This is a genomic window from Bifidobacterium sp. 7101, from assembly GCF_000499285.1.
GTDB classification, from domain to species: domain Bacteria; phylum Actinomycetota; class Actinomycetes; order Actinomycetales; family Bifidobacteriaceae; genus Bombiscardovia; species Bombiscardovia apis_A.
The window spans coordinates 38,105-62,054 of record NZ_AWUN01000005.1 but is presented as its reverse complement, the minus strand read 5'-3'; the positions used below and the strand labels follow the sequence as shown (position 1 = coordinate 62,054).

Sequence of the window (23,950 nt, the reverse complement as noted above, 5' to 3'; positions counted from 1 at the left end):
ATGATTCCTTGCAAGTTTTGAATCCATAAGGAAAGCGGGGTCGGAGGCGGCATGGCTATTGAGGCGCAGGGACTTGAGATCCGAATAGGTGCCCGGCTACTGCTGCAAGCCACCGACTTCCACGTGACCAAGGGCGACCGGATCGGCCTGGTGGGCCGTAACGGCGCAGGCAAGACCACACTGACCCGGGTCATCACCGGCGATATGCTCCCCTCGGCCGGCAAGGTGCGTGTGACCGGACAGCTGGGATACCTGCCCCAGTCCACCCATGCGGGCAACTCCGAGCAGAGCGCACTGGACCGGGTCATGAGCGCCAGGGACATCGCATCCATCATCCAGCGGATGCGCAAGGCCGAGACCGAGATGACCAGTCCTGATCCCAAGGTCATGGAAAAGGCCATGAAGCGCTACGACAAGGCCCAGCAGGACTTCGAGAACGCCGGCGGCTATGCGGCTCAATCGCAGGCCATCGTCATGGGCGAGAGCCTGGGGCTGAGCCAGGAGACCCTGCAGCAGGCACTGGGCACCCTCTCAGGCGGTCAGCGCCGACGGGTCGAACTGGCCAGAATCCTCTTCTCCGACGCCGACACCCTGATTCTGGATGAGCCCACCAACCACTTGGATGCCGACTCCATCGAATGGCTCAAGGGCTACCTGCGCCGGTTCGAGGGCGGCTTCCTGATCATCTCCCACTCCACCGAGCTGCTGGACGAGACCGTCAACCGCATCTGGCACCTGGATGCCCAGCGCTCCTGCATCGACATGTACACCATGGGATGGAAGGCCTACCTGCGCCAGCGGGTGGTGGACGAGGAACGCCGCCGCCGTGAACGCGAGGTGGCCGAAAAGAAGGCCGACCGGCTGATGCGGCAGGGCATCCGTCTGCATGCCAAGGCCACCAAGGCTGTGGCTGCTCAAAATATGATGCGTCGCGCCCAGCGTCTGCTGGCCGACACCCAGGAGGCGGAAAAGGCCGAAAAGGTGGCCGATCTGCGCTTCCCGGATCCGGCACCCTGCGGCCGCACGCCCATCATGGCCGAGGACCTGTCCAAGGCCTACGGCTCCAACATCGTCTTCGCCGGCATCAACCTGGCCATCGACAAGGGCTCCCGGGTGGTCATCCTGGGATACAACGGTGCCGGCAAGACCACCACCCTGCGGCTGTTGGCCGGCATCGAGCAGCCCGACACGGGCAAGGTGACCCTGGGGCATGGGGCCAAGATCGGCTACTTCGCCCAGGAGCACGACACCCTTGATAACGACGTCACCGTTCTGGAGAACCTGCAGCATGTGGCCCCGGACCTGGACAACACCCAGGCACGGACCATCCTGGGCTCCTTCCTCTTCTCAGGGGACGATGCCATGAAGCCCACCAAGGTGCTTTCGGGCGGCGAGAAGACCCGTCTGGCCCTGGCCACCTTGGTGACCAGCCGGGCCAACGTCCTGCTGCTGGACGAACCCACCAACAACCTGGACCCCGCCTCGCGCGACGAGATTCTCAAGGCCATCGCCAAGTACGAGGGAGCCATCGTGCTGGTCACCCACGACGAGGGTGCCGTCAAGGCGCTCAATCCCGAACGGGTGTTGCTCATGCCCGACGGTGACGAGGACCTCTGGAGCGACGACTACCTGGATCTGGTGGCCGAGGAGTAGGTAGCCGCGATAGCGAAAAGCGGGTCAGTCGTCCTCCCCCAGGACTTCCACGCCTTTGACCCCTGGAGTCTGCCCAATGGATTCGACCAGCTCGGTCACATCCCCCTTGCCCAGCAGGTTGACGGTTACATCGGCGCCCTTCCAGGCATCCCGGTGCAGCTCGTGGATGGTCAGTACCCGGGACTCGAAGCCCATTCGGGTTGCCAGCAGCAAAGATTCGCGCAGGCAGCCGTGGCCATCCTGATATACGATGCGCAGGACCGTATTCTGACGGTTGCGCAGGAACCACTTGAGGATGGGCGCGATGACCAGAACGGCCAGAAAGTAGAAGACGACCGCCAGGATGGCGATGGCGAAGAGCTGTACCCCACAGGCCATGCCAACGGCGGCAGCCACCCAGATGGCGCTGGCCGTGGTCAGACCCTTGACCGAATCATGGTTGAAGAAGATGACTCCGGCGCCGATAAAGCCGATGCCCGAGGCCACTCCGGCTGCGATTCGCGAGGCGTCCCAGGAGTAGTTGCCCACAGCAGCCTGGATGCCATAGAGGGAGACCATGGTGAACAAGCAGCTTCCCAGACCCACCAGGATGTGGGTGCGGATGCCAGCGTCATGTTTGAGGAACTCGCGCTCGAAGCCGATCAGGCCACAGAGGACCACCGTCAGGACCACCGCCATAATCTGGCCTTGATTCGGCATTGCGAATCCCTGCATGAAATTCCCTTCCTGCCCTCGTAAATAGGCAGACTTTATAACGCTTGCAGGACATGGCCATCGGATAGAGTGGAGCCAGCACGTGGCCGGCCCTGCCGCCGCCGCACGTGGACCTTTTGAATGAAGGGTGTGATGCCATGAAGCCGTCATCAGATGAACGCCGCGAAGCCTGGCGGACCCTGGCCACCAGCGCCTATACCGCCGACATGATCCGATCCCTGGAGCAGCCGTTTTTGGATGACGGGGTGCCCCTGATGCGCATTGCCGCCGGATCCCTGGCCTCCGTGGCCGACGTCATGCTGACCCAGGCCGGGCTGGAGCCGGCAGGAGCCAGGATCGTCCTGCTGGCAGGGGCCGGCAACAATGGCGGCGATGGACTCTATGCCTCGGCTGATCTGGCCGGGCATGGAGCCGACGTGACTGTGGTGGCGACCGGGCGCAGCCTGCACCAGGGCGGGTTGGATGCCCTCCTGCGCGCCGGCGGAGTGGTCACTACCCTGGATCCCCAGGCAGCCATCCAGGGCTGCGAGGCACCAGTAGGACCGGACCAGGCTTCCGAGGAGCTGGACCAGGCCCTGGAGCTGTGCCGACAGGCGGATTTGATCATCGACGCCATGACGGGTATCGGTCTCAAGGGTGCGTTGCGCGGCATTCCCGCAGCTCTGGCCGCAGAACTGGGCATGGAGAGCGGTCTGCCCGACAGACCAGCCTGGCACGATCCCGCCGGACAGGATGGCCCCCTGGTGTTGGCTGTAGATACCCCCTCCGGCGTGGACATTGATGAAGGCACCCTGCCCGGGGCCTACATCCCGGCTGATGTGACCGTGACCATGGGGGCCATGAAGCCCTGCCTGATGCTGCCCCCGTCCGCCTACGTCTGCGGCAGAATCGTCCTGGTGGACTTCGGCTTCGATACCTCGGCCCTGGTCCCCAGCGTCTCCTGCATGAACGCCGAGGACTGCGCCGGTCTCCTGCGGGCGCCCCGGGTCGATGACACAAAGTACAGCCGGGGCGTAGTCGGCCTGGTCACCGGATCCGCCCTCTACCATGGCGCCGGGCTGCTCTCCAGCAGGGCTGCGGCCAGCAGCAATGTGGGCATGATCCGTTACTGTGGCCCCGAACAGGTGGGCAACCTAATCCTGCAGGAGCTGCCCGAAACTGTCCTGGGCCGTGGGCGGGTCGAGTCCTGGGTGCTGGGCTCGGGCGTGCCCACCCGGCAGGCCCAGGAGGCCGCCGGACCTGAAGGCCAGGACGGCCAGAGGGACCTGATTGCCGACATACTCAATCGTCAGGCCGCGGACCTGGACGAGGACGATGCAGCGGCCGACCCGCCGGTGGTGGCCGATGCAGGAGCCCTGGATCTGCTGCCGGACCGACTGGGCCCGCGTACCGTGCTGACCCCGCATGCCGGCGAGATGGCCGCCCTGCTCAACTCGCATGGCGAGAACGTGGACGGCGACCAGGTCATGGCCGAACCCCTGCGCTGGGCTGTCCGCGCCTGCCAACTGACCGGGGCCACCATTCTGCTCAAGGGGGCCATCACACTGGTCGTCGGCGAGGACGGCACCGACCGCCCTCGAGTCATGACCACCGGTTTCGGCCCAGCCTGGCTGTCCACAGCCGGATCAGGGGACGTGCTCTCCGGAACCATCGGGGCCATGCTGGCCCAGAACGCCGGACCGATCCAGGATGATGCCACACTGATGGTGGATCTAACGGCTGCCGCGGCCTTCCTGCACGGACTGGCAGGCTCTCTGGCCAGCGGCGGCAGGCAGACCGGCTGGGAACAACCGCTGATCTTCGACCCCCGCAAGCCTCAGGATTTTGCGGATCTGGTTGCCGAGGACAACCAGCCTGAGGGTCAGGGGGTCGTTGCTGGGCACATGGGACAGCCAATCCGCGCCGGGCAGGTGGCCGATGCCCTACCCAGGGCCATAGGACTGGTCATGTCCAGAGCCGAAGGGGCTGCTGAACAGATCGACCAATCCATCCAAGATGGAGACGATGCCTCTCAATTCTTCGAAAACAGCTCACTTTGGTTCTAAGCATGTGGTTGGAAAAGGAGTTGATTCGATGACCGCACAGCTCATCGTCATGCGTCACGGAGAGAGCGTCTGGACTCAGAAGTCGGTCAACCGTTTCGCCGGTTGGGTGGACGTACCCCTGACGGAACGCGGACTGCAACAGGCCCGCCATGCCGGACAGCTGCTCAAGAAATCAGGCTTGCTGCCTGACCTGGTCTTCACCTCCCTGCTGACCCGCAGTATCATCACCGCCAACACGGTCCTGGACCTGGTTGATCGGGCCTGGATTCCGGTGGAGCGCACCTGGAGGTTGAACGAGCGCCACTATGGCGCCTTCCAGGGACAGACGCGACCGGCCATGCTGGAACGCTACGGTCAGCAGCAATTCAATATCTACCGACGTTCCTACGATGTTCGGCCTCCCGCCATCGAAACCGATTCACCCTACTTTCAGGGACGGGATCCGCGCTATGCCCCGGCCATGTGCGACGAGTTGGACAGCCAGAATCCGGCCGAAATCCGTGCCGAGTGTCTCAAGGACCTGCTGATTCGCCTGCATCCCTACTGGCGCAGCCGGATAGCCCCCAACCTGGCCCAGGGTCGGACTGTGCTCATCGTCACCCATGGTTCCGTGGTCCGCAGCCTGATCAAGGTCCTTGAGGGCGTAGACGACAAGGACATCCGATCCATCAATGTACCCACCGGCGTGCCCATGGTCTACAGCTTCGAGACCGATGGAGACGGCAACCCCCAGGTCCAGGGACCGGGTCGCTATCTGGATCAGGAGGCCGCGAACCAGGGCATGGCGGAAACCGTGGCCCTGGGCCGATAGGGCCTTGGGTATAGATTGGCTTATATGACACTGCTCCAACTGCGCTACATCGTCAAAATTGTCGAATGCGGCTCCATGAACGAGGCCTCGCATGAGCTCTACATCTCCCAGCCGGCCCTGAGTTCATCGGTCAAGGAGCTGGAGAACGAGCTGGGCATCGAGATCTTCACCCGCCATTCGCAGGGGATTGCTCTGACCGTGGACGGGGCGGAATTCCTGACCTACGCCCGGCAGATTCTGGACCAGACCGACCTGCTGGAGGCCCGCTACCGGCAGGTCAGGCCCCGCAAGCAGCTCTGCCGGGTCTCCACCCAGCACTACATGTTCGCAGTCGAAGCGTTCGTGGAGATGATCAACTCCATCGATTCGGACGAGTACGAATTCACCATACGGGAGACGCGCACCAGGGACATCATCGACCAGGTGGCCACCCTCCAGTCGGAGATTGGCATCATCTATGAGTCCGACTTCAACAAACGGGTCCTTTCCAAGATGCTACGCGAGAAGCACCTGGACTTCCATCCCCTCTTCCGGGCGGACCTGCATGTCTTCCTCGCCCGGACCAACCCCCTGGCCGATCGGGCCATGGTGACCATGAAGGACCTGGAGCCCTATCCCTTCCTGCAGTACGAGCAAGGTGAAGAGGGTTCCTTCTACTTCGCCGAGGAGGCGGTCTGGCCCGACTACTCCCCCAAGCAGATCACTGTGAGCGACCGGGCCACCATGCTCAACTTCATCGTGGGGCTGAACGCCTACACGGTCTGCACAGGCATCGACAACGAGGATCTGAACAACGAGAAGATCGTCAGCGTCCCCTTGGAATCAGATGAATCCATGCTGGTGGGTTGGATCGTCAACAGCCGGACCAAACTGTCCCACGCTGCCGAACTCTACTTGGACAAGCTGTGCCAGGTGGTGTCCAACCACGGATACTCGCTGATTGAACAGGAGTCAGGCGAGTAGCAGCAAAACAAGCAACCGGTCACTGTACTTTCAACGCTTTTCCTTGGGCTCCGATGGATGGCATCTTTCCTTGGTGACCCACATCCTGCGATTTGAGCCCCAGGGCCTTGAGCAGGGCTTGGTCCAGATGTTCCAGCCCTCCCTGGCTCTTTGCCGCTGCGGTCAAATCCCAGACCTTGCCGTTGATCATGATGGTGGGTGTCGAGAACTCCCCCTTGGCGTCCTTGACATCCTTCCGGGTGATGGCGTAAGCGTTGACCTTGTCCACCCATGGCCTGTAGGTGCCCTGGGCGAAACGGTCCGCCAAGGACCTGGGCACTCCAGCTCCCACGGCCTGGTCGGCCAGGCGCGCGTCGGAGACGGCCTGATAGGAGCTTTCATCGGGCTGGAAGTCGGTGGCAAAAATGGCAGCGGCGAAGGCCGGCAGATGATCCGGGTCCTCCTGGGCCACCATGGCCAGGGCGTTGTCCACGCGACTGGAGTACTCGTCGCTTGAGGCTGAATCCAGGAAGTTCAAAAAGTTGTAGGTGACGTTGATCTGGCCGGCGCTGATCATGCGCTGCAACTGCGGATCGATGACCCGGCCCACCTTGCCACACCAGGGGCACATGGGGTCCATGAAGATCTCTAGGGTCGGCGCATCGGCAACCTTCTTCTTGCTGCCGACCCCCTTGGCTGAAACGGTCAGTCCTCCCTGGTCGTCGGCCACCGAAGGCTTGACGGCGACCTCTTGCAGGTCCTTATAGGCCGTGGCGTCTCCGCTGGGAGCCTGACCAGCTTGCGCGGTCGATGCTCCGGATGAAGCCTTTTGGGCTGACTGGCCGACTCCAGAATGTTCTGCCCATAGCATGTATATGCCTGCCGCAAGCACCAGCACAAGAGCCACCGCCACCAGTATCAGCGGAAACCTCCGCAAGCGCTGTGCAGACGCACTTTCTTCAGACTCGCTCTCCTGGGGCTGGCCTGCCTCTGCCGGTTCATCCTCAGTCGCAATATGACTATCAGCAGATTCAGCCACAGCTGAAGGGTTCACTGCGTCAGCTGCTGTGGCCGAAGCGGTAGGCTTCACCGAATCCACTGCATCGTCCCTAGTCTGGTCCGGTTCCTCATGACCGTTCTGCTCCTGCGGTTTCGTCATGATCCATGGCCTTCCTTGCGATGATGATCCGCCGGCCTGCCCAGCGGACCTTTATTAATCTACACGAGGGTCATCCGGCAGAATGACCATCCGAAGAAGGTGCGTCAATGTGGCACGAATGCACAATTCGCATGTTGATATAAGACGGTCCTTTACTCAGGCCCCGTAGCGCTCCAGATAGTCCCTGGCGGCATCAGCCGTGCGCTGGTCCAGAATGGGCGACCCGTCCGGGCCCTTCATGGAGGCAGCAGCATCGAAGATCTGGCGGACGTTGACGATGCTGATGACAGGGAAATGGAACTCGTCCATGATTGACTCCACAGCCGAGCCCTGGCCTTGACCGGTGCGCTCCATCCGGTCCACAGAGAGCACCAGGCCGACGATGGTGACCTTGGCCTGGGACATGATCTTGGGCACCACCTGGCGAACTGCGGTCCCTGCTGTCATGACGTCATCCACCAGCAGCACCCTCATGCCGTCCTTGAGCTGCGTGCCGACCATGAGGCCTCCGTCGCCATGGTCCTTGACCTCCTTGCGGTCAAAGGTGTAGCCGACTGGCATCCCATGTGCCCCGCTCAGTGCTATGGCTGTGGAGACGGCCAGGGGAATCCCCTTGTAGGCTGGGCCGAAAACCGTGTCGATGTCGGCGGGAAGGGTCCCCTGCTTCACGGCCTGAACAATGGTCCGGGCGTAGAACTCCCCCAGCAAGGCAATCAGCCGTCCGTCGTTGAAAGCCCCGGCGTTGATGAAGTAAGGCGAGCGCCGCCCCGACTTCAGGGTGAAGTCACCGAACTTGAGCGCTCCGCTCTGGAGCAGGAAGCTGGTGAAGCCCTCCTGGATGCGGCGGGTCTGCTCCTGGGCATCCCCGTCATGGTTGGCCTTGTCTTCTGCTGCGGATGCGTTCATCGCCAGCATTCCCCTTTCTTGAGTAAATCGGCCATATCGGGCCGCTCGTCCAACAGATCGTCCAGTTCCCGAGCCACCCGCATGGGAGCCACAGGATCCACCAGGGCCGCAGCCCCCACCTCCACGGCATTGGCCCCCGCATAAAGGAATTCCAAGGCCGTGCGTCCCGAGTCGATGCCCCCGATGCCGATGATGGGAATGTCGGGCAGTGCCTGGCGCACCCGCCAGACGAAGGACAAGGCAATGGGCAGGATGCAGGGGCCTGAGACACCGCCGGTGCCTTGGGCCAGGATGGGTTTGCCTGTAGTAATGTCGATGCGCATGCCTACCAGGGTGTTGATCAGGCTGAGGGCATCCGCTCCCCCGTCGACAGCCGCCCTGGCCACCTCCACGATGTCGGTGACGTTTGGGGTCAGCTTGACCACCATGGGCTTGTCGGTCAGAGCCCGCAGCCGGGTGATCAACCGGTTCAGGGCCTTGGCATCGGTGCCCACGGACATCCCCCCATGAGAGACATTGGGACAGGAGACGTTGATCTCCAGCATGTCCGCTGGGGAGTCGGCCAAGCGTTCCACGACGGCGGCATAGTCCTCGTCGCTGTGACCGGCCACATTGGTGACCACGTTGGCTCCAAGGGCCTTGAGTCTGGGCAGCTCGTCCACCAGGTAATGGTCTACGCCCGGGTTCTGCAGGCCCACGGAATTGACCATGCCGGCTGGGCTCTCGGCGGTCCTGGGCGTGGGGTTGCCTTCCCAGGGAACCGGTGAAACACCCTTGGTGGATATGGCACCCATCTGGGAGACGTCGTAATAGCCCCCGCAGGCATCCAGGTTGAAGGTGCCCGAGGCCGTGCCCACCGGGTTCTTCCAGGGCGTGCCGGCCACAATAGTGCCATGCCGCCAGACGTGTGGCTCCAGAGGATCCATGATTGTCAGCCCGCTCATCGTGTCTCCTTCTTGTCCTCGTCTGCATCCCAGATCAGACGGTCGGCGGCGAAGACCGGGCCGTCCTTGCAGACCTTGAGCCTGCCGTCCACGGTGTCGACCACACAGGCCACGCAGGTGCCGTAGCCACAACCCATCCGGGACTCCATGCAACACTGGGCCGGCAGACCTGTCTTGCGGGCCCAGGCGGCCACGGCCCGCATCATGGGCAGAGGTCCGCAGGTCAGGATGATGGTCCGCTCGGGATCGATGTCGCCGCGAACACGGTCCAAGAGGGTTATGACATCCCCGGAGGCATTGTCGATGGACTCCAGCCGGTCGGTCAGCGAACCCATGATGGCATCGGCAAACCGGTGGTCACGGTAGCCCAGCAGGGCGGTGGTACGCGCACCGGACCGGCCTTGCAGGCACTGGGCTGCGCGGATCAGCGGGGGGACGCCCAGACCGCCACCCACCAGCAGATAGTGGGCCCGCTCCTCCAGGTCGAAGCCATGACCAAGGGGCCCCAGCAGGTCCACAGCCATGCCCGGCTGCAGTCGGGAGAATTCGTAGGTCCCTTGGCCCACCACGGCGAAGATGATCTCAATCTGCTCGCCCTCCAGGACCCTGCTGATGCCGAAGGGTCTGGGCATCATGGTCATGCGGTCGGCCGAGTAGAGGTTGATGAAGGCTCCTGCCGGGGCGTGGGCTGCCAGGTAGGGGTCGCGGATGGTCATCCGCCAGACCTGCCGGTCCAGGGGCTCCATACCGGTGACCTGGGCCGTGCGGCGTCCGGGCATCCGGCCCGCCTGTCGGGCCTGATCCTCCACCCTGCTGGTGGATATGAAGAGGTTGGGTTTCATCGGGCCTCCTTGATCGCCTGATTGAGATCGTCCTTCATGGCCTCTGCGGCCCGGCGGGCATCGCGGGTGACCATACCAAGTGCCGCCTGGACGCTCAGCTGCGGACTGTAGTCCGGATCCTTCCGCCAGGCTGCGATGATCCCCCGGGAGGAATTGACCACAGCACCGCCGCCGGACCGGTCGAACATGGGCGCCACGTCGGCTGCCGAACCGCCCTGGGCTCCGTAGCCGGGGACCAGGAAGAAGGTGTGGGGCATGGCCTGCCGCAGAAGAGCACCATCCTCGGGGTGGGTGGCGCCGACCACTGCTCCAAGCCTGGAGTAGCCTGATTGGCCGATGGAGGGCTGCCCCCAGGACTCGACCAGGTCGCCCAGGCGTTGATAGATGGTGCCCCCGCCCGAGTGAGTGTCCAGACCCAGCTCCTGGATCTGGCTACCCGAAGGATTGGAAGTGCGCACCAGGGCGAAGAGGTCACCCTGGATGTGCTCGGCCGCCTGCAGGAAGGGCTCCACCCCGTCGGAACCCAGGTAGACATTGATGGTCAGGGCATCCTCATACCAGGGGAACCTTCCACCTACTCGGGTCGGCCCATCCGCTGGCTGCCCAGGATTGAAGGGCAGGGGAAGCCCGTCCAGATGGGCGGCATAGGCCTCGGCTGTTGAGCCGATGTCACCGCGCTTGACATCCCCGATGACGTAGAGGCCGCGGTCGGCTGCGGCCCGGCAGGTGCCGGTGTAGGCCCTGATACCCCAGGCTCCCAGGGCCTCGTACATGGCGATCTGGGGTTTGACTGCAGGCACCAGATCGGCCACGCCCTCCAGGATTGCCAGGTTGAAGCGCAGATAGACCCGGGCCAGGTTGTCCGCCCAGACAGCCTGAGCCTGCTCGCCCTGGGTCTGCTGGGGATCCTTGGGGTCCAAGCCCATCTGGGCCATGCTCCCGGCGGCACGTTGTCTGGCTTGTTCGATCAGCTGGCTGGGCAGCAGTTCCGGTCGCGGATCCAGACCGACCACGGTCGGATTGTTCTTGTTCTGGATGAGCGCGGTCAGTCGGTCCATGCTCAGATCCTTTCCCTGGGGATGAGGCGGCTTGCAGGCAGACGGGAGAAGACCAGACGCCCATCCTTGATGGTGGCCATGACCCGTCCAGCCAGTTCCGCCCCGGCGAAGGGGGTGTTCCTCGCCCTGGAGTGGAAGCGGCTGGGATCAACCTTCCACTTGGCCTCAGGGTCCAGGATGACCAAGTCAACGGGCGGCTGGCCGGTCTCGTTGGGCTTGTCGGCCTCCAGTTGAAGGGGACCGGTGCCGGCCTTATTGACATTGTTGGCAGTGTTCGAAGGCAGGTCTTCAGGTATGAGCCGATGCATGCCCATGAGCCCGGCCGGAGCCAGGGACATGAGCTCAATCAGGCGGTCATGGCTGATTATCCCGCTTTTGACCAGAACCTGGTTGCAGACCGCATACGCAGTCTCCATGCCGATGATGCCGTTGGGGGCATCCTTGAGCCCCAGCGCCTTTTCAGCAGCAGTATGTGGGGCATGGTCGGTGGCGATCATGTCCACAGTGCCGTCGGCCACGGCCTCAAGGGCTGCCTGCTGGTCGGCGCGGGAGCGCAGCGGAGGGTTCATCTTGGCCATGCTGCCGCAGCGCAGCAGGTCCTCGTCGCAGAGGGCCAGATAGTGGGGCGCGGTCTCGCAGGTGACCGGTAATCCACGGCCCTTGGCCCGGCGGACGGCCTCGAATCCCCCGGCGGTGCTGACATGCTGCAGGTGCACCCGGATGCCGGTACGTTCGGCCAAGACGATGTCCCGATTGATGATGGCGGTCTCGGTCGAGGCTGGAATCCCCTCCAACCCCAGTCGGCGGCTGACGGCTCCAAGATTGACCTGACCGTGCTCGTGGTGTTCGCAGTGATCCAGGATGGGCAAGTCGAAAGCCCTTGCGTTGGCGGCCACGGCCTCCAGTGTCTGATCGGTGACGGCCGAGCCGTCGTCGCTGATGGCCACTACAGGGTGTTTCCATCCGTGGCCAGGCAGGTGCCCCGACCAGTCGTCAGGGTTCGAGGCCTGACGGCCAGCCCGATCCAGGGTGGCCGCCACGCAGAGGGCGTAGCCCACCGGCAGTCTCAGCCCGTGGTCCTGCTCGTAGGATTCCAGGTAGTCAATGACCGTGCGCCCGTCGGCCATCCTGGCGCGTCCGTCCATGCTTGGCTGGGTGTTGGGCATGAGCAGTATCAGCCCGTAGCCTCCGGCGGCTGCGGCAGCTGTGCCGGTGACCATGTCCTCCTTGTCGGTCTGGCCAGGGTCCCGCAGGTGGACGTGAGGGTCGACTAGGGCGGGAGCCAGCACCAGCCCCGAGGCATCTATCTGATCCACCTCTGCCGACATGGCACCGGTCTCGTCAATCAGCGCACCATTGGCGGCCAGGGGAAGTACTAGATCGACCGCCCTGCCGCTACGCCAATCAGTCAACCCCAGCAGCCGCATGTCAGTCTTCAGCCTTCTCGTCGCAGTAGTCGCAGCGGTAGACCCCGGCATCGTCCAGGTGGAAGCGTTGATCCACGCCAGTCTCCACCGTGGTTACACAACGGGGGTTGACGCAGGTGATGACGTTCACCAGATGGCTGGGGCGGTCCGGCTGATGCTTGCTGACGATCCTGCCCTGCCGAACCACATCCACGGTGGCCTCGGGGGCGATGAACCCCAGGGCGGTCAGGTCCAGATCCCCGGTCTGCTCGATCTTGATGATGTCCTTGGACCCGTACTTGCGGCTGTCCGTATTCATAATCAGGGCCAGCCGGGTCTTCGCCGGATCCACGCGCAGGTAGTGCAGCACCTTCAGGGCAGTGCCTGCACGAACGTGGTCGATGATGATGCCGTCAACAATGCTGGTGACCTTCATGCCGCCACCTCCTTCTGCTCGCGGTAACCGGGCAGCTCGTCACCCAGCAGGGCGCTTTCCAGGGCCATTCTGACCAGCATGCCGTTGCGGACCTGCTGGAAGTATGCCGCACGCGGATCATCGTCCACCTCCACGGCGATTTCGTTGACCCTGGGCAGGGGGTGGAGAACGGCCATGTCGGATCGCGCAGCCCGAAGCTTGTCGGCATTCAGAATGTAGGTGTCGCGCAGGCGCAGGTAGTCGTCCTCGTTGAAGAAGCGCTCCTGCTGGACACGGGTCATGTAAAGCACGTCCAAGTCGCCGATAACCCCGTTCAGATCCCCGGTCTCCCGGTAGGTGCAGTCGGCCGAGGAGCGGATCCTCTCCAGGACGTATTCGGGGGTGCGCAGCTCGTCGGGGCTGATCAGAACGAAGTCCACATGGCCCAGGCGGCAGAGGGTGGTGATCAGGGAGTGGACGGTTCTGCCGAAGGTCAAATCACCACACAGGCCGATGGTCAGGTGGTTCAGCCGACCCTTGCGGGCGCGGATGGTGGCCAGGTCGGTCAGGGTCTGGGTGGGATGCATGTGCCCGCCGTCGCCGGCGTTGATGACCGGGACGGTGGCTGCCTGGGAGGCTACCAGGGCGGCACCCTCCTTGGGATGGCGGATGGCCACGATGTCGGCGTAGTTGGAGACCGTCTTCAGGGTGTCGCTGATGGACTCCCCCTTTGAGACGCTGGCCAGCTGGGCGCCGGCGAACCCGATGACCTGGCCGCCCAGACGGAGCATGGCCGTCTCGAAGCTGAGCCGGGTGCGGGTGCTGGGTTCATAGAAGAGCGTGGCCAGGACCCGGCCGTCACAGGTGTGGGCCACCTGACGGCGATGGGTGTCGATATAGGCCGCCCGATCCAGCAGGTCCAGGATCTGTGTCATGGGAATGTCGTCGAGGGTTACCACACTTCGCCCACGAAGCGGAACAACGGTGGAAGAGGTTTTGGATGCGTGATCAACTTGTTGGGACAACGGCTCACCTTCCTCAAGGTGGCCACCTTATGTGACCTGAACAAGCATACGACCCCGGATGGACCCAGGGTCAGCCTCCGTAGAAGAGCCGTTCCATGACCTGCCTACAGCGGCGCATGGCCGCCAGCAGCTCGTTGATAAAATGCTGGCCCCGGTGGGCCGGGTAGCCCAGGCAGACCGCGATGCCTCCCAAAACCTGACCATCGTCCGGCAGGATGTCCGCCTGGGAGACGCGTCCGGACCAGAGGAAGTTGGCGTTGCGGGCTGCGGTGCAGAGCACCCAGCTGCGGCGCAGGGCCTTGGCGTCCTTGGACTCTATGAGTCCCGCAGACTCCAGGGCATCCAGGGCGGTCAGCGTGCCGGTGACCTGCAGATCAGGCAGATCGTGGGCGTAGCGCAGCTGGAGGAGCTGAACCGTCCACTCCACGTCAGACAGCCCTCCCCTGCCCAGTTTCAGATGCCGGTCCCGACGCACCCCGCGCGGCAGCCGCTCTGCCTCCATTCGGGCCTTGAGACGGCGGATCTGACCCAGTTGCTCCTCATTGGGCGGCTGCTCTGGGTAGCGCAGCGGATTGGCTATGTCCTCCAGAAAGTCCTTGGCCAGGTCAGCATTCCCGGCTGCGAATCTGGCCCGGATCAGGGCCTGATGTTCCCAGGTTTCCGACCACTCACGGTAATAGCGCTGGTAGGAGTCCAGAGAACGCACCAGAGGCCCCTGACGACCTTCGGGGCGCAGGTCGAAGTCCAGGTCGATGCCTGGCTCCAGGCTGGCCGGTCCAGCCAGGACGGCGCGTAGATCGGCGGTCACGCCACGTGCGAATTCAGCCGCCTGGTCCTGGTCGGCGCCTGATGTGGGACGGTAGATCAGCATAATGTCGGCGTCCGAGTTGAAGTTGACCTCCCTGCCTCCGTAGCGACCCATGCCGATGACGGCCAGATCGGCTGGTGCGCTAGCCTGTTCCGAACGATGGTCCACGGCCCAGTCCAGGGCTGTATTGATGGCTGCATCGTAGACATCGGACATGCCCGCCAGGCAGGCCTGCTGATCGTCCACCCCGCTCATCCAGCCCAGCCCGATCCGTTCGATCTCCTGGCGGCGCATGGCCCGGACCGCGGTGGCGAACTCCTCCAATGAGTCCGCATGCCGGGTGCGGTAGGCTGCGGTGCGCTTGTCCAAGGTGGCCCTATCACGGGGAACCATATCCTGGTCATGGCCCAGCCAGGTCACCGACTGGACGGACCGGGCCAGGGCACCGGACAAATAGCGTGAGTTGGACAGGACGTGGCAGAGGCGGCGGGCGGCCGAAGTGGAGTCCCGAAGGAAGCCCAGGTAGGTACTCTTGCCACCGAAGTGCTCCTCAAGGGTTCGCCAGCCCAGCAGTCCCATGTCAGGGTCCTGTCCCTCCCCCAGCCACTGGAGAACGGCGGGCATGAGAATACGGTTGATCCGCGCCGATCGGGTCACCCCTGTGGTCAGGGCCGTGACGTGGCGAATGGCTGCATCGGGGTCGGCAAATCCGATGGAGGCGAACCGTGCGCGGGCCGCCTGGGGACGCAGGCTGACCTCGTCCTCATCCACCTGGGCGTTGATGGGCAGCATGGGACGGAAGTAAATGGCCTGGTGAAGGTTGCGGACCTCGATCCTGGTGGCCTGATATTGGGCCAGCATCTGGTCGGCATGCAGACCGAATGCCCGGGCCAGCCGCCTCAGATCTCGGTTGCTCTCCAGCTCCTCCAGACTGGGCGGCCGCTGGCCGGAGGTGCCTGAGCGGTTGATTTTCGGAAAGAGGTGGGTGCGACGCAGCTGCCACATCTGCAGACGATGCTCCATGACCCGCTCAAACCGATAGTCATGGTCCAGCTGGTCACCGTGCTTGCGTGAAATGTAGCCACCGCGGGACAAGGCCTGCAAGGCGTCAAGAGTCGCTGGACAACGCAGATCCTCGTCGCTGGAGCCATGGACCAGCTGGAGCATCTGGACGGTGAATTCCACGTCCCGTAATCCACCCTGGCCCAGTTTGATCTCGCGCTCCTTACGGTCCTCGGGTATCAGCCTCTCCACACGCTGGCGCATCCGCTGGCAGTCGTAGACGAAGTTGGGCCGCTGGCAGGCACCCCAGACCAGGGGCTCGATCATGGCCGAGTAGTCCTGGCCCAGGGCCTTGTCGCCCGCGACCGGACGGGCCTTGAGCAGGGCCTGGAACTCCCAATTCTCGGCCCATTGTGCATAGTAGTCAGCGTAGGAGGCCAGACGACGGACCAAGGGGCCATCACGCCCCTCAGGCCTCAGGGCAGTGTCAACTTTCCAGAGCGGCGGCTCGGTCGAACCGGGGATGACCGACTGGCAGACCCGCTGCAAGAGGACGGCCATGGCGGTGCCCACGGCGATGGGATCGGTCTCGCTCGTATCCACCCCCGAGGCCGGCTCCACCAAGTACATGAGATCCACATCGGACACGTAGTTGAGTTCCTGGGCGCCCAGTTTGCCCATGCCGATGACCGTCAGACGGCATGAATCAGCGTCGGTAACCTGACGGCGGGCGATGCTCAGAGCCCCTTGAAGCGCAGCGTCGGCCATATCGGACAGGGCCCGGCTGATTGCCGGCTCCAGCTCCAAGGGATCCTCGGCTGCCAGATCCCGGGCCATGACGGCGGCCAGCTGCAGCCGGTATTCGGAGCGCAGTGCATCCGCGTAGGCGGCCAGCGAGGGCAGGGATTCTGAATTCTTTTCCACCCTGTCCAGGGCATCCAGGATCCTTTCCTGTCTAATTTCAGCCGGGCAGTCAGCCAGGTGGTCGGAATCCAGGGCAGCCGCCTCTACCAACTCCGGACGCGAGCGCATCAGTCGGCCCATGGCCTCCGAGGCCCCCAGCACCCTGATCAGCGACTGGGCGGCCTCTTGGTTTTCCTGCGGAGATCCGGCCAGAAAGTTCGGTCGGTCTGCCTTCTGATACTGTTCCAGAATCCGTATCAGTCCAGCAAGGGCTTCATCAGGATCGCAGGCCTGTCCCAGGGCTTGGATCAGGGTTTGCGCCAGAGCCTGGTCGTCCACGAGGCGGGCAAGCCGATCCAGCCGAACCCGGGCCTTGTCCAGGTCGTGCAACCCGAGGTGGATCAGGGTCGAAGTGGTCGGTCGCACCGGATCTTCCATGACTTATCCCCTGCCTTCCTCAGGCCCGCAAAAAATGTGAAGTCTGCGGAACCAGTACAGGCATTATAGGGATGACGGGTCGTCAGCCCCAGTGGGAACGTCAAGGCAATACCGAGTTTTCTATAAATAATGGCTTATTCGTCAGCTGGCAATTTTGCCGACTCTTTAATAAGGACGATGCGCTGGCTCTCTGCAAAATCGATAAAATCTCGTGCGTAAGGAGAAGCAGCAGAAGGGGTTCCATAAGCACCTGTGCCTTCACCCTCCAAGGAATTACGCCATGGAAGGCACCATAGCATTCGAGCAGTGAACTGGTTCGCTTCCAAGGCGGAAAGCAAATAGCCTGTCCAAGGACGGGGAGCATATACTTCATCCCCATCTTTTCCATTGTTCAGTCTTGACGCGAAAGCTCCTGGCGAACCGATTTCGGTAACAGCTGCAAGCTTGCCATGCTTTTCGGCGAGACGTCCGACCAGTGTAAGCATAGTAATAAGCTCCTCATGCTGCTTTGCTGGATCTGTGCCCGAAGGATGCTGATCCATGTCCCAATAATCGTCGATTCCGAGCACATCGACATAGTCGTCACCCGGATACCCGTAAAGATATTCCTCTGTTATAGCAGTTTCATTGGTTAAGTCTATTCTGCTGCGATCTGGAGAATAGGCATAAAGCACATGGTGAATACCACAACTGTTTCTTAAATAATCAATACTCATGCGCCATAATTGCTTGAACTCCTCTTCTGAGGTGTCAGTTGTCCCCATGCGGGAACCGAGGGACCACCAGAACCAGGTGCCATTGTGCTCATGAAAAGGCCTAAAGACCACTGGAATCGGTAAGCCATCGTCATCGGTCAAAGAGTTGAGCATTATCGCCACTCGGTCAAGCCAGTCAAGAAAGCGTCCATGGCAATCGCCTCCCGGCAGCACTGCGCAAACAGAGCCTGGAGCTGTATTACTGCCGTATCCACCGCTGGTAATCGGGTTTACCGAGTGCCATGTAAAGGTGGGAATTGCACCAATATCGTGCGCGTGCGAAACCTCTTGATGAATACGCGCAAAAGAAATATTATCGATATTCTTTTCCCAGCCCAATTCAGTACGTCCCAGGTCAAACCCCCAAACTGCTGGGTATGCTCCCGTAAGAGTCGCAACATCACTGTCGCATTCGTGCATGCGTCGGCAAAGTGTAGTGTCCTGGTGGCCGAGCATTGTTTTCTTCCCGGTAAATCGCCTTAATCGGGAGCATAGAGTTAGTAGCTGATCTGTTGGATGGCTGTCGATGGGCGACCCTATGTGATGCATGTCTTCTCCTTCCGGGCAGTTGCTTTATCGATCAGAGCCTCTGAACTGATGCCGTGACTAAGGTTCGTGACAACAACAAGCATCTAAACATGGCAAAGTCGCATATATGAATCGGTTCAGTTATACTGAAATATAGCATTGTGACCAGTAATTTGCCTATTCGGCTTCTTATTGCTGAGTATGCCATGGCTCCGAAGAAGCTGCTGAAAGGAGGATTGCATTGACTGCACCCAAAGAGCATCGTTCCAAAGCCGTGGACGCCTTGGCATCGTCTCCAGTGAGGAATGGAGGCCGGATCGCCGTATTACAGTCGCTTTCAGGGAAGAAACGCTGGTCTTACTTCATCGATCATTTTTCGATTCCAATCATCGCGATTATCACCATATGCTGCTTGTTGATCTGGCTGACCATGCACATTCTGCACCCGGCTACCGGCCCCAAGTTATTCGTGGCTCTTGTTGATGATCCCATAGAGAATGTGGAAGCGGGTGAGTTGAATTCACAAGCGGCAATTGCCCTGCATATGCAAGCAGATGATAATTCCGGTTTGGTTGTCGACGACGGTTTTGATTTTTCACGTGACGGTCTTCCTAAACTCCAAACCATGCTTAGTGCCGGTACCATCGATGTGATCATTGCGCCCAAGAGTACCTTCGCGCAGTTGGCCAACTATGGATATATGACTGATTTGAGCCAAATTTTTCCTGACAATCAGTTCGGCGAACAAGCACTATTGCCCGGTCCAGGGGATGACAGCCAAGACGACGAGGCAGAGGCATCAATGGATAAAGGCCCGATAAAGCCTTATGGATTAATTTGCGACTCCATCCAAAATCGGCACTGGAGGCCGCACCAGAAAAAAGAAAGCGAAAAATATGGATTTGCAAAAGGCAAGAGCACATCACCCAATCAAGCAGTCATTGGATTGGCAGTGAATAGTCCTCACAAACAGGATGCTGTACGATTCACGAAGTTTGTGTGTGGAAGGTGAACTGATGACCTCTATGTTTCGACAGGACAGTCCGTATAATACCGTAATGTCAGCCATCGGAGACTTGTCTATACTCAATATTTGTTGGATTATATCCTGCATACCATTGGTTACCATAGGCGCAGCCGACACTGCCTTGTACACTCAGATTGAACAACTTCAAACTGGCCGAGGAAGCCATATGATCAGACAATTCTTCCGTGGTCTGCTTAACAATATATTACGTTCATTTAAATTGACAATAGTGATGGCTTCAATAGTATTTTTGGCCGGTTTTGACCTATGGTATTTGTCCAACGGCATGATGGACTCTGATTTGTCTTCACTGGCTTACGGCATCGTAGTAACGACTTCATTTGTGTTAATGGCAGCTGGTTCATTTGTGTTCCCGCTCGCCGCTCGGAGCGATGCAAAGGCTTTGCAACTGATTACCGACTCAGCTCGGTTGTCCTTGCTCCATCCCTTATACGCATGCACAATAGCCGCTTTGAAGCTATTGCCTCTGATACTCGTGATCGTTGCACCTGACGCGCTTCCTGTCATTTTGCTTGTATGGAGCGTTTTGGGAACAGGTGTCACGGCATATATCACGAATACAATTTTGCTTCGAATCCATCCTCGACCTGCATCATGATCGTAGAACATGCGGTTGAATGACTAACTCGTATCTAAAGAGTCAGTGGATTCTCAGAGGACCGCTCGACTGACGGAAAATGAGACTGCAGTCATCCTCCCTTTGAGAACTGACTCTGTCTCCGGCAATCAAAGCCAGCATCATTTGAGCCGCTTTCCTACCCCGCGCCACAACATTACGGTCCAATGCTGTGATACTGGGCAGGCCGACCTCGCACATAAAAGAATTGTTCCATGAAATTACCGAAAGGTCGTCAGGGACGCGCAGCCCCATGTCCGCAATGGTCTTGAGCGAAGAAAGCGCCATTACATCGCTGTCATAAACGATGGCCGTAGGCCTTTCGGGCAATTGCAAAAATCGTTTTGTACTAGATCGCGCCTCGTCAGGTGAATAATCAGTGTGAAAACAACTGTACTGCAAGCCCAATTCCGCTACTTCCTCGACAAATGCATTGTCTCTGATGAAAGTATGCTCCAAAGTCTCGGGTCCAGCTATCCTTGCAATCCGTCGATGACCTAATTCATGCAGATAATCGACGATAAGATGGGCTGCACTCTGAGCATCATCGGACAAAGACGGCAACCCATCAGCAATGGAAACATCGCATAAAGCCAGTACAGGCATATCAGGGTGATGTTTGAATAAATCCATCCGCGGATCGCCTAGCTCCAGGTTCATGATCAACATGGCATCGACTGCGCCAGCACTCACCCATTCTTTGAGAATGGCCACCTCCTGTTGCCGACTTTGCGAAGATCGTAATAACAGGGAATAACCCTGTTTTTCCAACTCCGTCGTCAATCCTGCGATAAGTTCCATTGTGTAGGACTCTACCGACAGGATACCGGTATCGTAAGTAAGCACGAGTCCCACATTGTGCGTCTTGGCATCGGAAAGCGCCTTGGCCGCGCTATTAGGCCTCCATCCAAGATGTTCGGCGACGTCCAATACCTTTCGGCGGGTCTTGTTCGAAACACCGGGTTTACCATTGAGAGCATACGAAACCGCACTGTTGGAGACGCCAGCCTCCTGTGCCACATCAGAAATGGTCACTTTCGACTTCGGCAATACCATGCTCTGTTCTCCCGTCAATGCATAGTTTGGAAAGGAGGGCGAATGCAGACCCGTGCACTTATTGCAGCACGTACCAAGCTATTCTAGTAGCCCAAGGTTCACTGATGGCTTTCTCGCAAATCATTGGCGCTACGTAACACACGTTTTTGGGCAAAAACCTGGGGATCCACTTTCTTTCGCGAAGCTATATGCCAGCTCAGACTCTCTCCGGGAAGCAGAGAGACCATCCCGCCATCGATGGAGGCTGAAGGATCGATTTTGTCAACCATGCAAAAGATATCGCGAGCGTACGCATTGGCCGTAATTTTCAAAATATATCCATCTGTACACATTTTTGCTTCTACCGATAGAGGATTGGGATTCAAACTTTGATCGATCACTTCAGCAAAGTCGTAAACGGTTCTGGCAAATGTCGGATCGCTGAACCCTTGCCCATTCGGCGTAGCCACAAGCAGCTCATTATATGGATCAGAACAGGTTGCCACATCGTCATTCAGCAAAAGAGTCCTTTTACTCAGCCGCTCCAAATCGACTTGGAAAACCTGCTGTGCTAATACAGTTCCCCCTAAGGTACGTCGTTCAACCTTCCAAGTCATATGATGGTCACAGATACTGTCATTTATCAGCACAAGAGCGAGGCTGTCTGGATCCACCTGGGAACCCTCCCAGCTCCGATCCTGTAACATCTGATCGGAAGTCCACGGCTGAATTGTTGCAAAGCAAGGAGCGAAGCATGAGCGCGCCACAAACCAAAGCGGTTTTTTGTGCCCGTCGTAGTCTATCGCCGACCATGAAATAACTGGCCAATCATCGTTGAGCTGCCAAATCAGTGTTCCAGCATTAAGCGGTTCCAATGACCTCATGTGTTCCAGCCCGAAACGAATTGCCTGCCCTTGTTGCAACTGGCAGGCCCAGTGCCAATCCTCCAGATCACTCCAACGATCGCTAGGAATCAACCAATTTCGTGACCCATCGAGATTGTAAGCGATGTCATCAAATTGTCCTGAAGTCAAATGGGACCGCATGCCTTTTGCCAGTTTTTCATTGCCTGACGAGGCTTTTTGGTGGGCCAACATATGAGGAGAGGACGGTCCGGGCTGTGGATCGTGGATCACTCTCATCAAAGTGCTCCAGGCCGGTGGGGCTTGATATCCAAATTCGTCGGCAAAACGAGGGCGATAAGCGCGGTATCGATGGTAATCAGCATTGTTCCATACATCCCAGATATGCATGGTGCCATCCGTATCGGCATTGGCGTCCACAAATGGAGTGAAGCTCATTGGAGAACTTGGTAGATAAACCCGAGTATTATCCAGTCTCTTCAGCAGTTTGGGCAGTAGCGTAGAATAGTAATAATCTCCCCACCCCTTTTCGCCATACCCGTATGCGTTCTTCGGTTCTTGATCGTCGTTCAAGGCCTGTTTGAAACCACCCCATTGCGCATATGCGACATAGTTTTCATTAGAACCATTCCATACAACCAGACTCGGATGCGGGCATAATCTGCTTATCTGCTGTATTGCCTCAGTTTCGACTTCTTGCCGCATTTCGGCTGTTTCTGGATAAGCGGCGCAGGCAAAAGCGAAATCCTGCCAGACCAGGATTCCATACTCATCTGCTAGATCGTAAAATTCATCTGTTTCGTAAATGCCGCCTCCCCATGCTCTGACCATGTTGGCGTTTGATTCGACAAGATCTTGGAATCGGGCTCGATATGCCGCTGAATCCGCCCGGGAAATAAATGCATCCAGAGGTACCCAATTGAATCCTCTTGCGTGAATTGGAAGCCCGTTGATATATAAACGGAAAGGACGTCCATCTTTATCTGCCCTGGTATCCACCGTTACCGTACGAAAGCCGATTCTTCCCTTCCATTCGGCCGTTCCGACACGCACACACAGATTGTATAGGGGCTGTTTCCCGTACCCGCGTGGCCACCACAGATTGACATGAGGAACTCTCACGGTCGAAACAAGCTCGGAGACTCCATAGGCAAGGGTTCCCTCCACAGTCTTTCTCGTCCCATGGCCTTCAACCGTCAGCCGATATTCGACCGGAGCATTCTCCGAAGGTGGTTGCTTGCCCGGCAGAGACCCAGAAAATTCGGCCCAGTCAAGATCGACATGAACCTCAGCAATTCCTGTACCGTCATCCAGCACTTGTATGGAAGGACGTACAGATCGGATTCTTGTCTGTGACCAAGAATCAATGCCAATTGGCCTCCATACGCCGACTCCGGCCACATCAATGCCCCAATCCCATCCAAATTGGAAGGGTGGCTTGCGCAGTTGATTGAATGCGTGATGCTCCGTATGCGGATAATACCCGATGAGCCTTTCGCGCTTTTCGCACTCTTGAACCGGTGAATTCAGAGTAACGACCAACGTATTTACGCCTTGTTGCAGAAAACCGTCAACATTCCACCGGTACATGCAATAAAAATTCTTGCAGGTCCCGAGCATGCGGCCATTGAGCTGCACCAAAGCCACGGTATCTAATCCGTAGGCCACCAAATCATGACATTGCTGATCATCTTCATGCCATGAAAAATGACATGTGTATTGCCAATCAATGTCACCGATCCACTGTTGCATCTGCTCATTGTCGCCATCAAATGGGTCGGATATCAGACCTGCCCGCAGAAGGTCCAGGGTAACCTCCCCCGGTACTTCCGCAGGAAGACCCTCACGCAGTCTTTCTCGAAGATTGGTTGGGGCCTTTTCGGGGTTGAGAGCCCGCACATTCCATTCTTTGTTGAGTGATAGGTAACGCACAGAATCACTTGATGATTGCAACTGTCCAGACGGCATCATTGTTCCTTCTCCACGGCTGACCGGTTTATACCTGGCCTCTTAAATTCTCATAACCGAGGCACA

At 59.5% G+C, this 23,950-nt stretch carries 19 protein-coding genes; 6 read left to right on the top strand and 13 right to left on the bottom strand.

What is annotated here, in order from left to right; all coding sequences use genetic code 11:
* The first annotated feature begins 51 nt into the window (after positions 1–51).
* On the top strand, positions 52–1,653 hold the full coding sequence (locus P272_RS0106885; protein WP_029678807.1) for an ABC-F family ATP-binding cassette domain-containing protein: 1,602 nt from the start codon (positions 52–54) through the stop codon (positions 1,651–1,653).
* Between the two features lie 24 nt (positions 1,654–1,677).
* On the opposite strand, the gene P272_RS0106880 is transcribed toward P272_RS0106885, so the two are convergent.
* Positions 1,678–2,367: an MgtC/SapB family protein gene (locus P272_RS0106880; protein WP_015021846.1), complete on the bottom strand. Its 690-nt coding sequence runs from the start codon at positions 2,365–2,367 to the stop codon at positions 1,678–1,680.
* A 137-nt stretch (positions 2,368–2,504) separates the two neighbouring features.
* Between P272_RS0106880 and P272_RS0106875 the strand changes: the two genes are divergently transcribed.
* Genes P272_RS0106875 through P272_RS0106865 form a run of 3 tightly spaced genes read left to right on the top strand, consistent with a single transcriptional unit; the run spans position 2,505 to position 6,186 of the window.
* The gene (locus P272_RS0106875; protein ID WP_029678806.1) at positions 2,505–4,412 is read left to right on the top strand and encodes a bifunctional ADP-dependent NAD(P)H-hydrate dehydratase/NAD(P)H-hydrate epimerase; all 1,908 of its coding nucleotides are present in this window, start codon (positions 2,505–2,507) and stop codon (positions 4,410–4,412) included.
* 28 nt (positions 4,413–4,440) lie between these two features.
* Positions 4,441–5,223 carry a 2,3-bisphosphoglycerate-dependent phosphoglycerate mutase gene (locus P272_RS0106870; protein WP_029678805.1) on the top strand — a complete coding sequence of 261 codons (783 nt, stop codon included), beginning with the start codon at positions 4,441–4,443 and terminating at the stop codon, positions 5,221–5,223.
* Between the two features lie 24 nt (positions 5,224–5,247).
* Positions 5,248–6,186 carry a LysR family transcriptional regulator gene (locus tag P272_RS0106865; RefSeq protein WP_029678804.1) on the top strand — a complete coding sequence of 313 codons (939 nt, stop codon included), beginning with the start codon at positions 5,248–5,250 and terminating at the stop codon, positions 6,184–6,186.
* A gap of 19 nt (positions 6,187–6,205) precedes the next feature.
* On the opposite strand, the gene P272_RS0106860 is transcribed toward P272_RS0106865, so the two are convergent.
* The 10 genes from P272_RS0106860 to P272_RS09145 all read right to left on the bottom strand — a co-directional run bounded on the left by P272_RS0106860 (position 6,206) and on the right by P272_RS09145 (position 18,375).
* Positions 6,206–7,324 carry a DsbA family protein gene (locus tag P272_RS0106860; RefSeq protein WP_052323228.1) on the bottom strand — a complete coding sequence of 373 codons (1,119 nt, stop codon included), beginning with the start codon at positions 7,322–7,324 and terminating at the stop codon, positions 6,206–6,208.
* Positions 7,325–7,480: 156 nt separating this feature from the next.
* Positions 7,481–8,230, bottom strand: a complete 750-nt coding sequence (pyrE, locus tag P272_RS0106855) for an orotate phosphoribosyltransferase (RefSeq protein ID WP_253269682.1) — start codon at positions 8,228–8,230, stop codon at positions 7,481–7,483.
* Entirely contained in the window at positions 8,227–9,174 is a 948-nt protein-coding gene (locus tag P272_RS0106850; protein ID WP_029678801.1) for a dihydroorotate dehydrogenase, read from the bottom strand. Before P272_RS0106850 ends, pyrE begins: the two co-directional genes overlap by 4 nt.
* Positions 9,171–10,016 (bottom strand): dihydroorotate dehydrogenase electron transfer subunit, encoded by an 846-nt coding sequence (locus P272_RS0106845; protein ID WP_044097883.1) that lies wholly within the window; start codon positions 10,014–10,016, stop codon positions 9,171–9,173. Before P272_RS0106845 ends, P272_RS0106850 begins: the two co-directional genes overlap by 4 nt.
* Positions 10,013–11,074: an orotidine-5'-phosphate decarboxylase gene (gene pyrF, locus P272_RS0106840; RefSeq protein ID WP_029678799.1), complete on the bottom strand. Its 1,062-nt coding sequence runs from the start codon at positions 11,072–11,074 to the stop codon at positions 10,013–10,015. Before pyrF ends, P272_RS0106845 begins: the two co-directional genes overlap by 4 nt.
* A gap of 2 nt (positions 11,075–11,076) precedes the next feature.
* On the bottom strand, positions 11,077–12,501 hold the full coding sequence (locus P272_RS0106835; RefSeq protein ID WP_029678798.1) for a dihydroorotase: 1,425 nt from the start codon (positions 12,499–12,501) through the stop codon (positions 11,077–11,079).
* A gap of 1 nt (position 12,502) precedes the next feature.
* On the bottom strand, positions 12,503–12,916 hold the full coding sequence (locus P272_RS0106830) for an aspartate carbamoyltransferase regulatory subunit (RefSeq protein ID WP_029678797.1): 414 nt from the start codon (positions 12,914–12,916) through the stop codon (positions 12,503–12,505).
* The gene (gene pyrB / locus P272_RS0106825) at positions 12,913–13,920 is read right to left on the bottom strand and encodes an aspartate carbamoyltransferase (RefSeq protein WP_044097882.1); all 1,008 of its coding nucleotides are present in this window, start codon (positions 13,918–13,920) and stop codon (positions 12,913–12,915) included. The genes P272_RS0106830 and pyrB overlap by 4 nt, the downstream gene beginning before the upstream one ends.
* Positions 13,921–13,990: 70 nt before the next feature.
* Complete coding sequence (locus P272_RS0106820) at positions 13,991–17,071, bottom strand: bifunctional [glutamine synthetase] adenylyltransferase/[glutamine synthetase]-adenylyl-L-tyrosine phosphorylase (protein WP_029678795.1); 3,081 nt, start codon at positions 17,069–17,071, stop codon at positions 13,991–13,993.
* Positions 17,072–17,205: 134 nt separating this feature from the next.
* Entirely contained in the window at positions 17,206–18,375 is a 1,170-nt protein-coding gene (locus tag P272_RS09145) for a glycoside hydrolase family 26 protein (RefSeq protein WP_081709095.1), read from the bottom strand.
* Between the two features lie 220 nt (positions 18,376–18,595).
* Between P272_RS09145 and P272_RS0106805 the strand changes: the two genes are divergently transcribed.
* Positions 18,596–19,366 (top strand): hypothetical protein, encoded by a 771-nt coding sequence (locus P272_RS0106805; RefSeq protein ID WP_029678791.1) that lies wholly within the window; start codon positions 18,596–18,598, stop codon positions 19,364–19,366.
* Positions 19,329–20,000: a YesL family protein gene (locus P272_RS0106800; RefSeq protein ID WP_081709094.1), complete on the top strand. Its 672-nt coding sequence runs from the start codon at positions 19,329–19,331 to the stop codon at positions 19,998–20,000. Before P272_RS0106805 ends, P272_RS0106800 begins: the two co-directional genes overlap by 38 nt.
* Before the next feature lie 42 nt (positions 20,001–20,042).
* Here the strand turns inward: P272_RS0106800 and P272_RS0106795 are convergent, their stop codons facing one another.
* Both P272_RS0106795 and P272_RS0106790 read right to left on the bottom strand, forming a co-directional pair.
* The gene (locus P272_RS0106795; RefSeq protein WP_029678789.1) at positions 20,043–21,074 is read right to left on the bottom strand and encodes a LacI family DNA-binding transcriptional regulator; all 1,032 of its coding nucleotides are present in this window, start codon (positions 21,072–21,074) and stop codon (positions 20,043–20,045) included.
* A gap of 98 nt (positions 21,075–21,172) precedes the next feature.
* On the bottom strand, positions 21,173–23,887 hold the full coding sequence (locus P272_RS0106790) for a glycoside hydrolase family 2 protein (protein ID WP_253269680.1): 2,715 nt from the start codon (positions 23,885–23,887) through the stop codon (positions 21,173–21,175).
* Between the last annotated feature and the right edge of the window lie 63 nt (positions 23,888–23,950).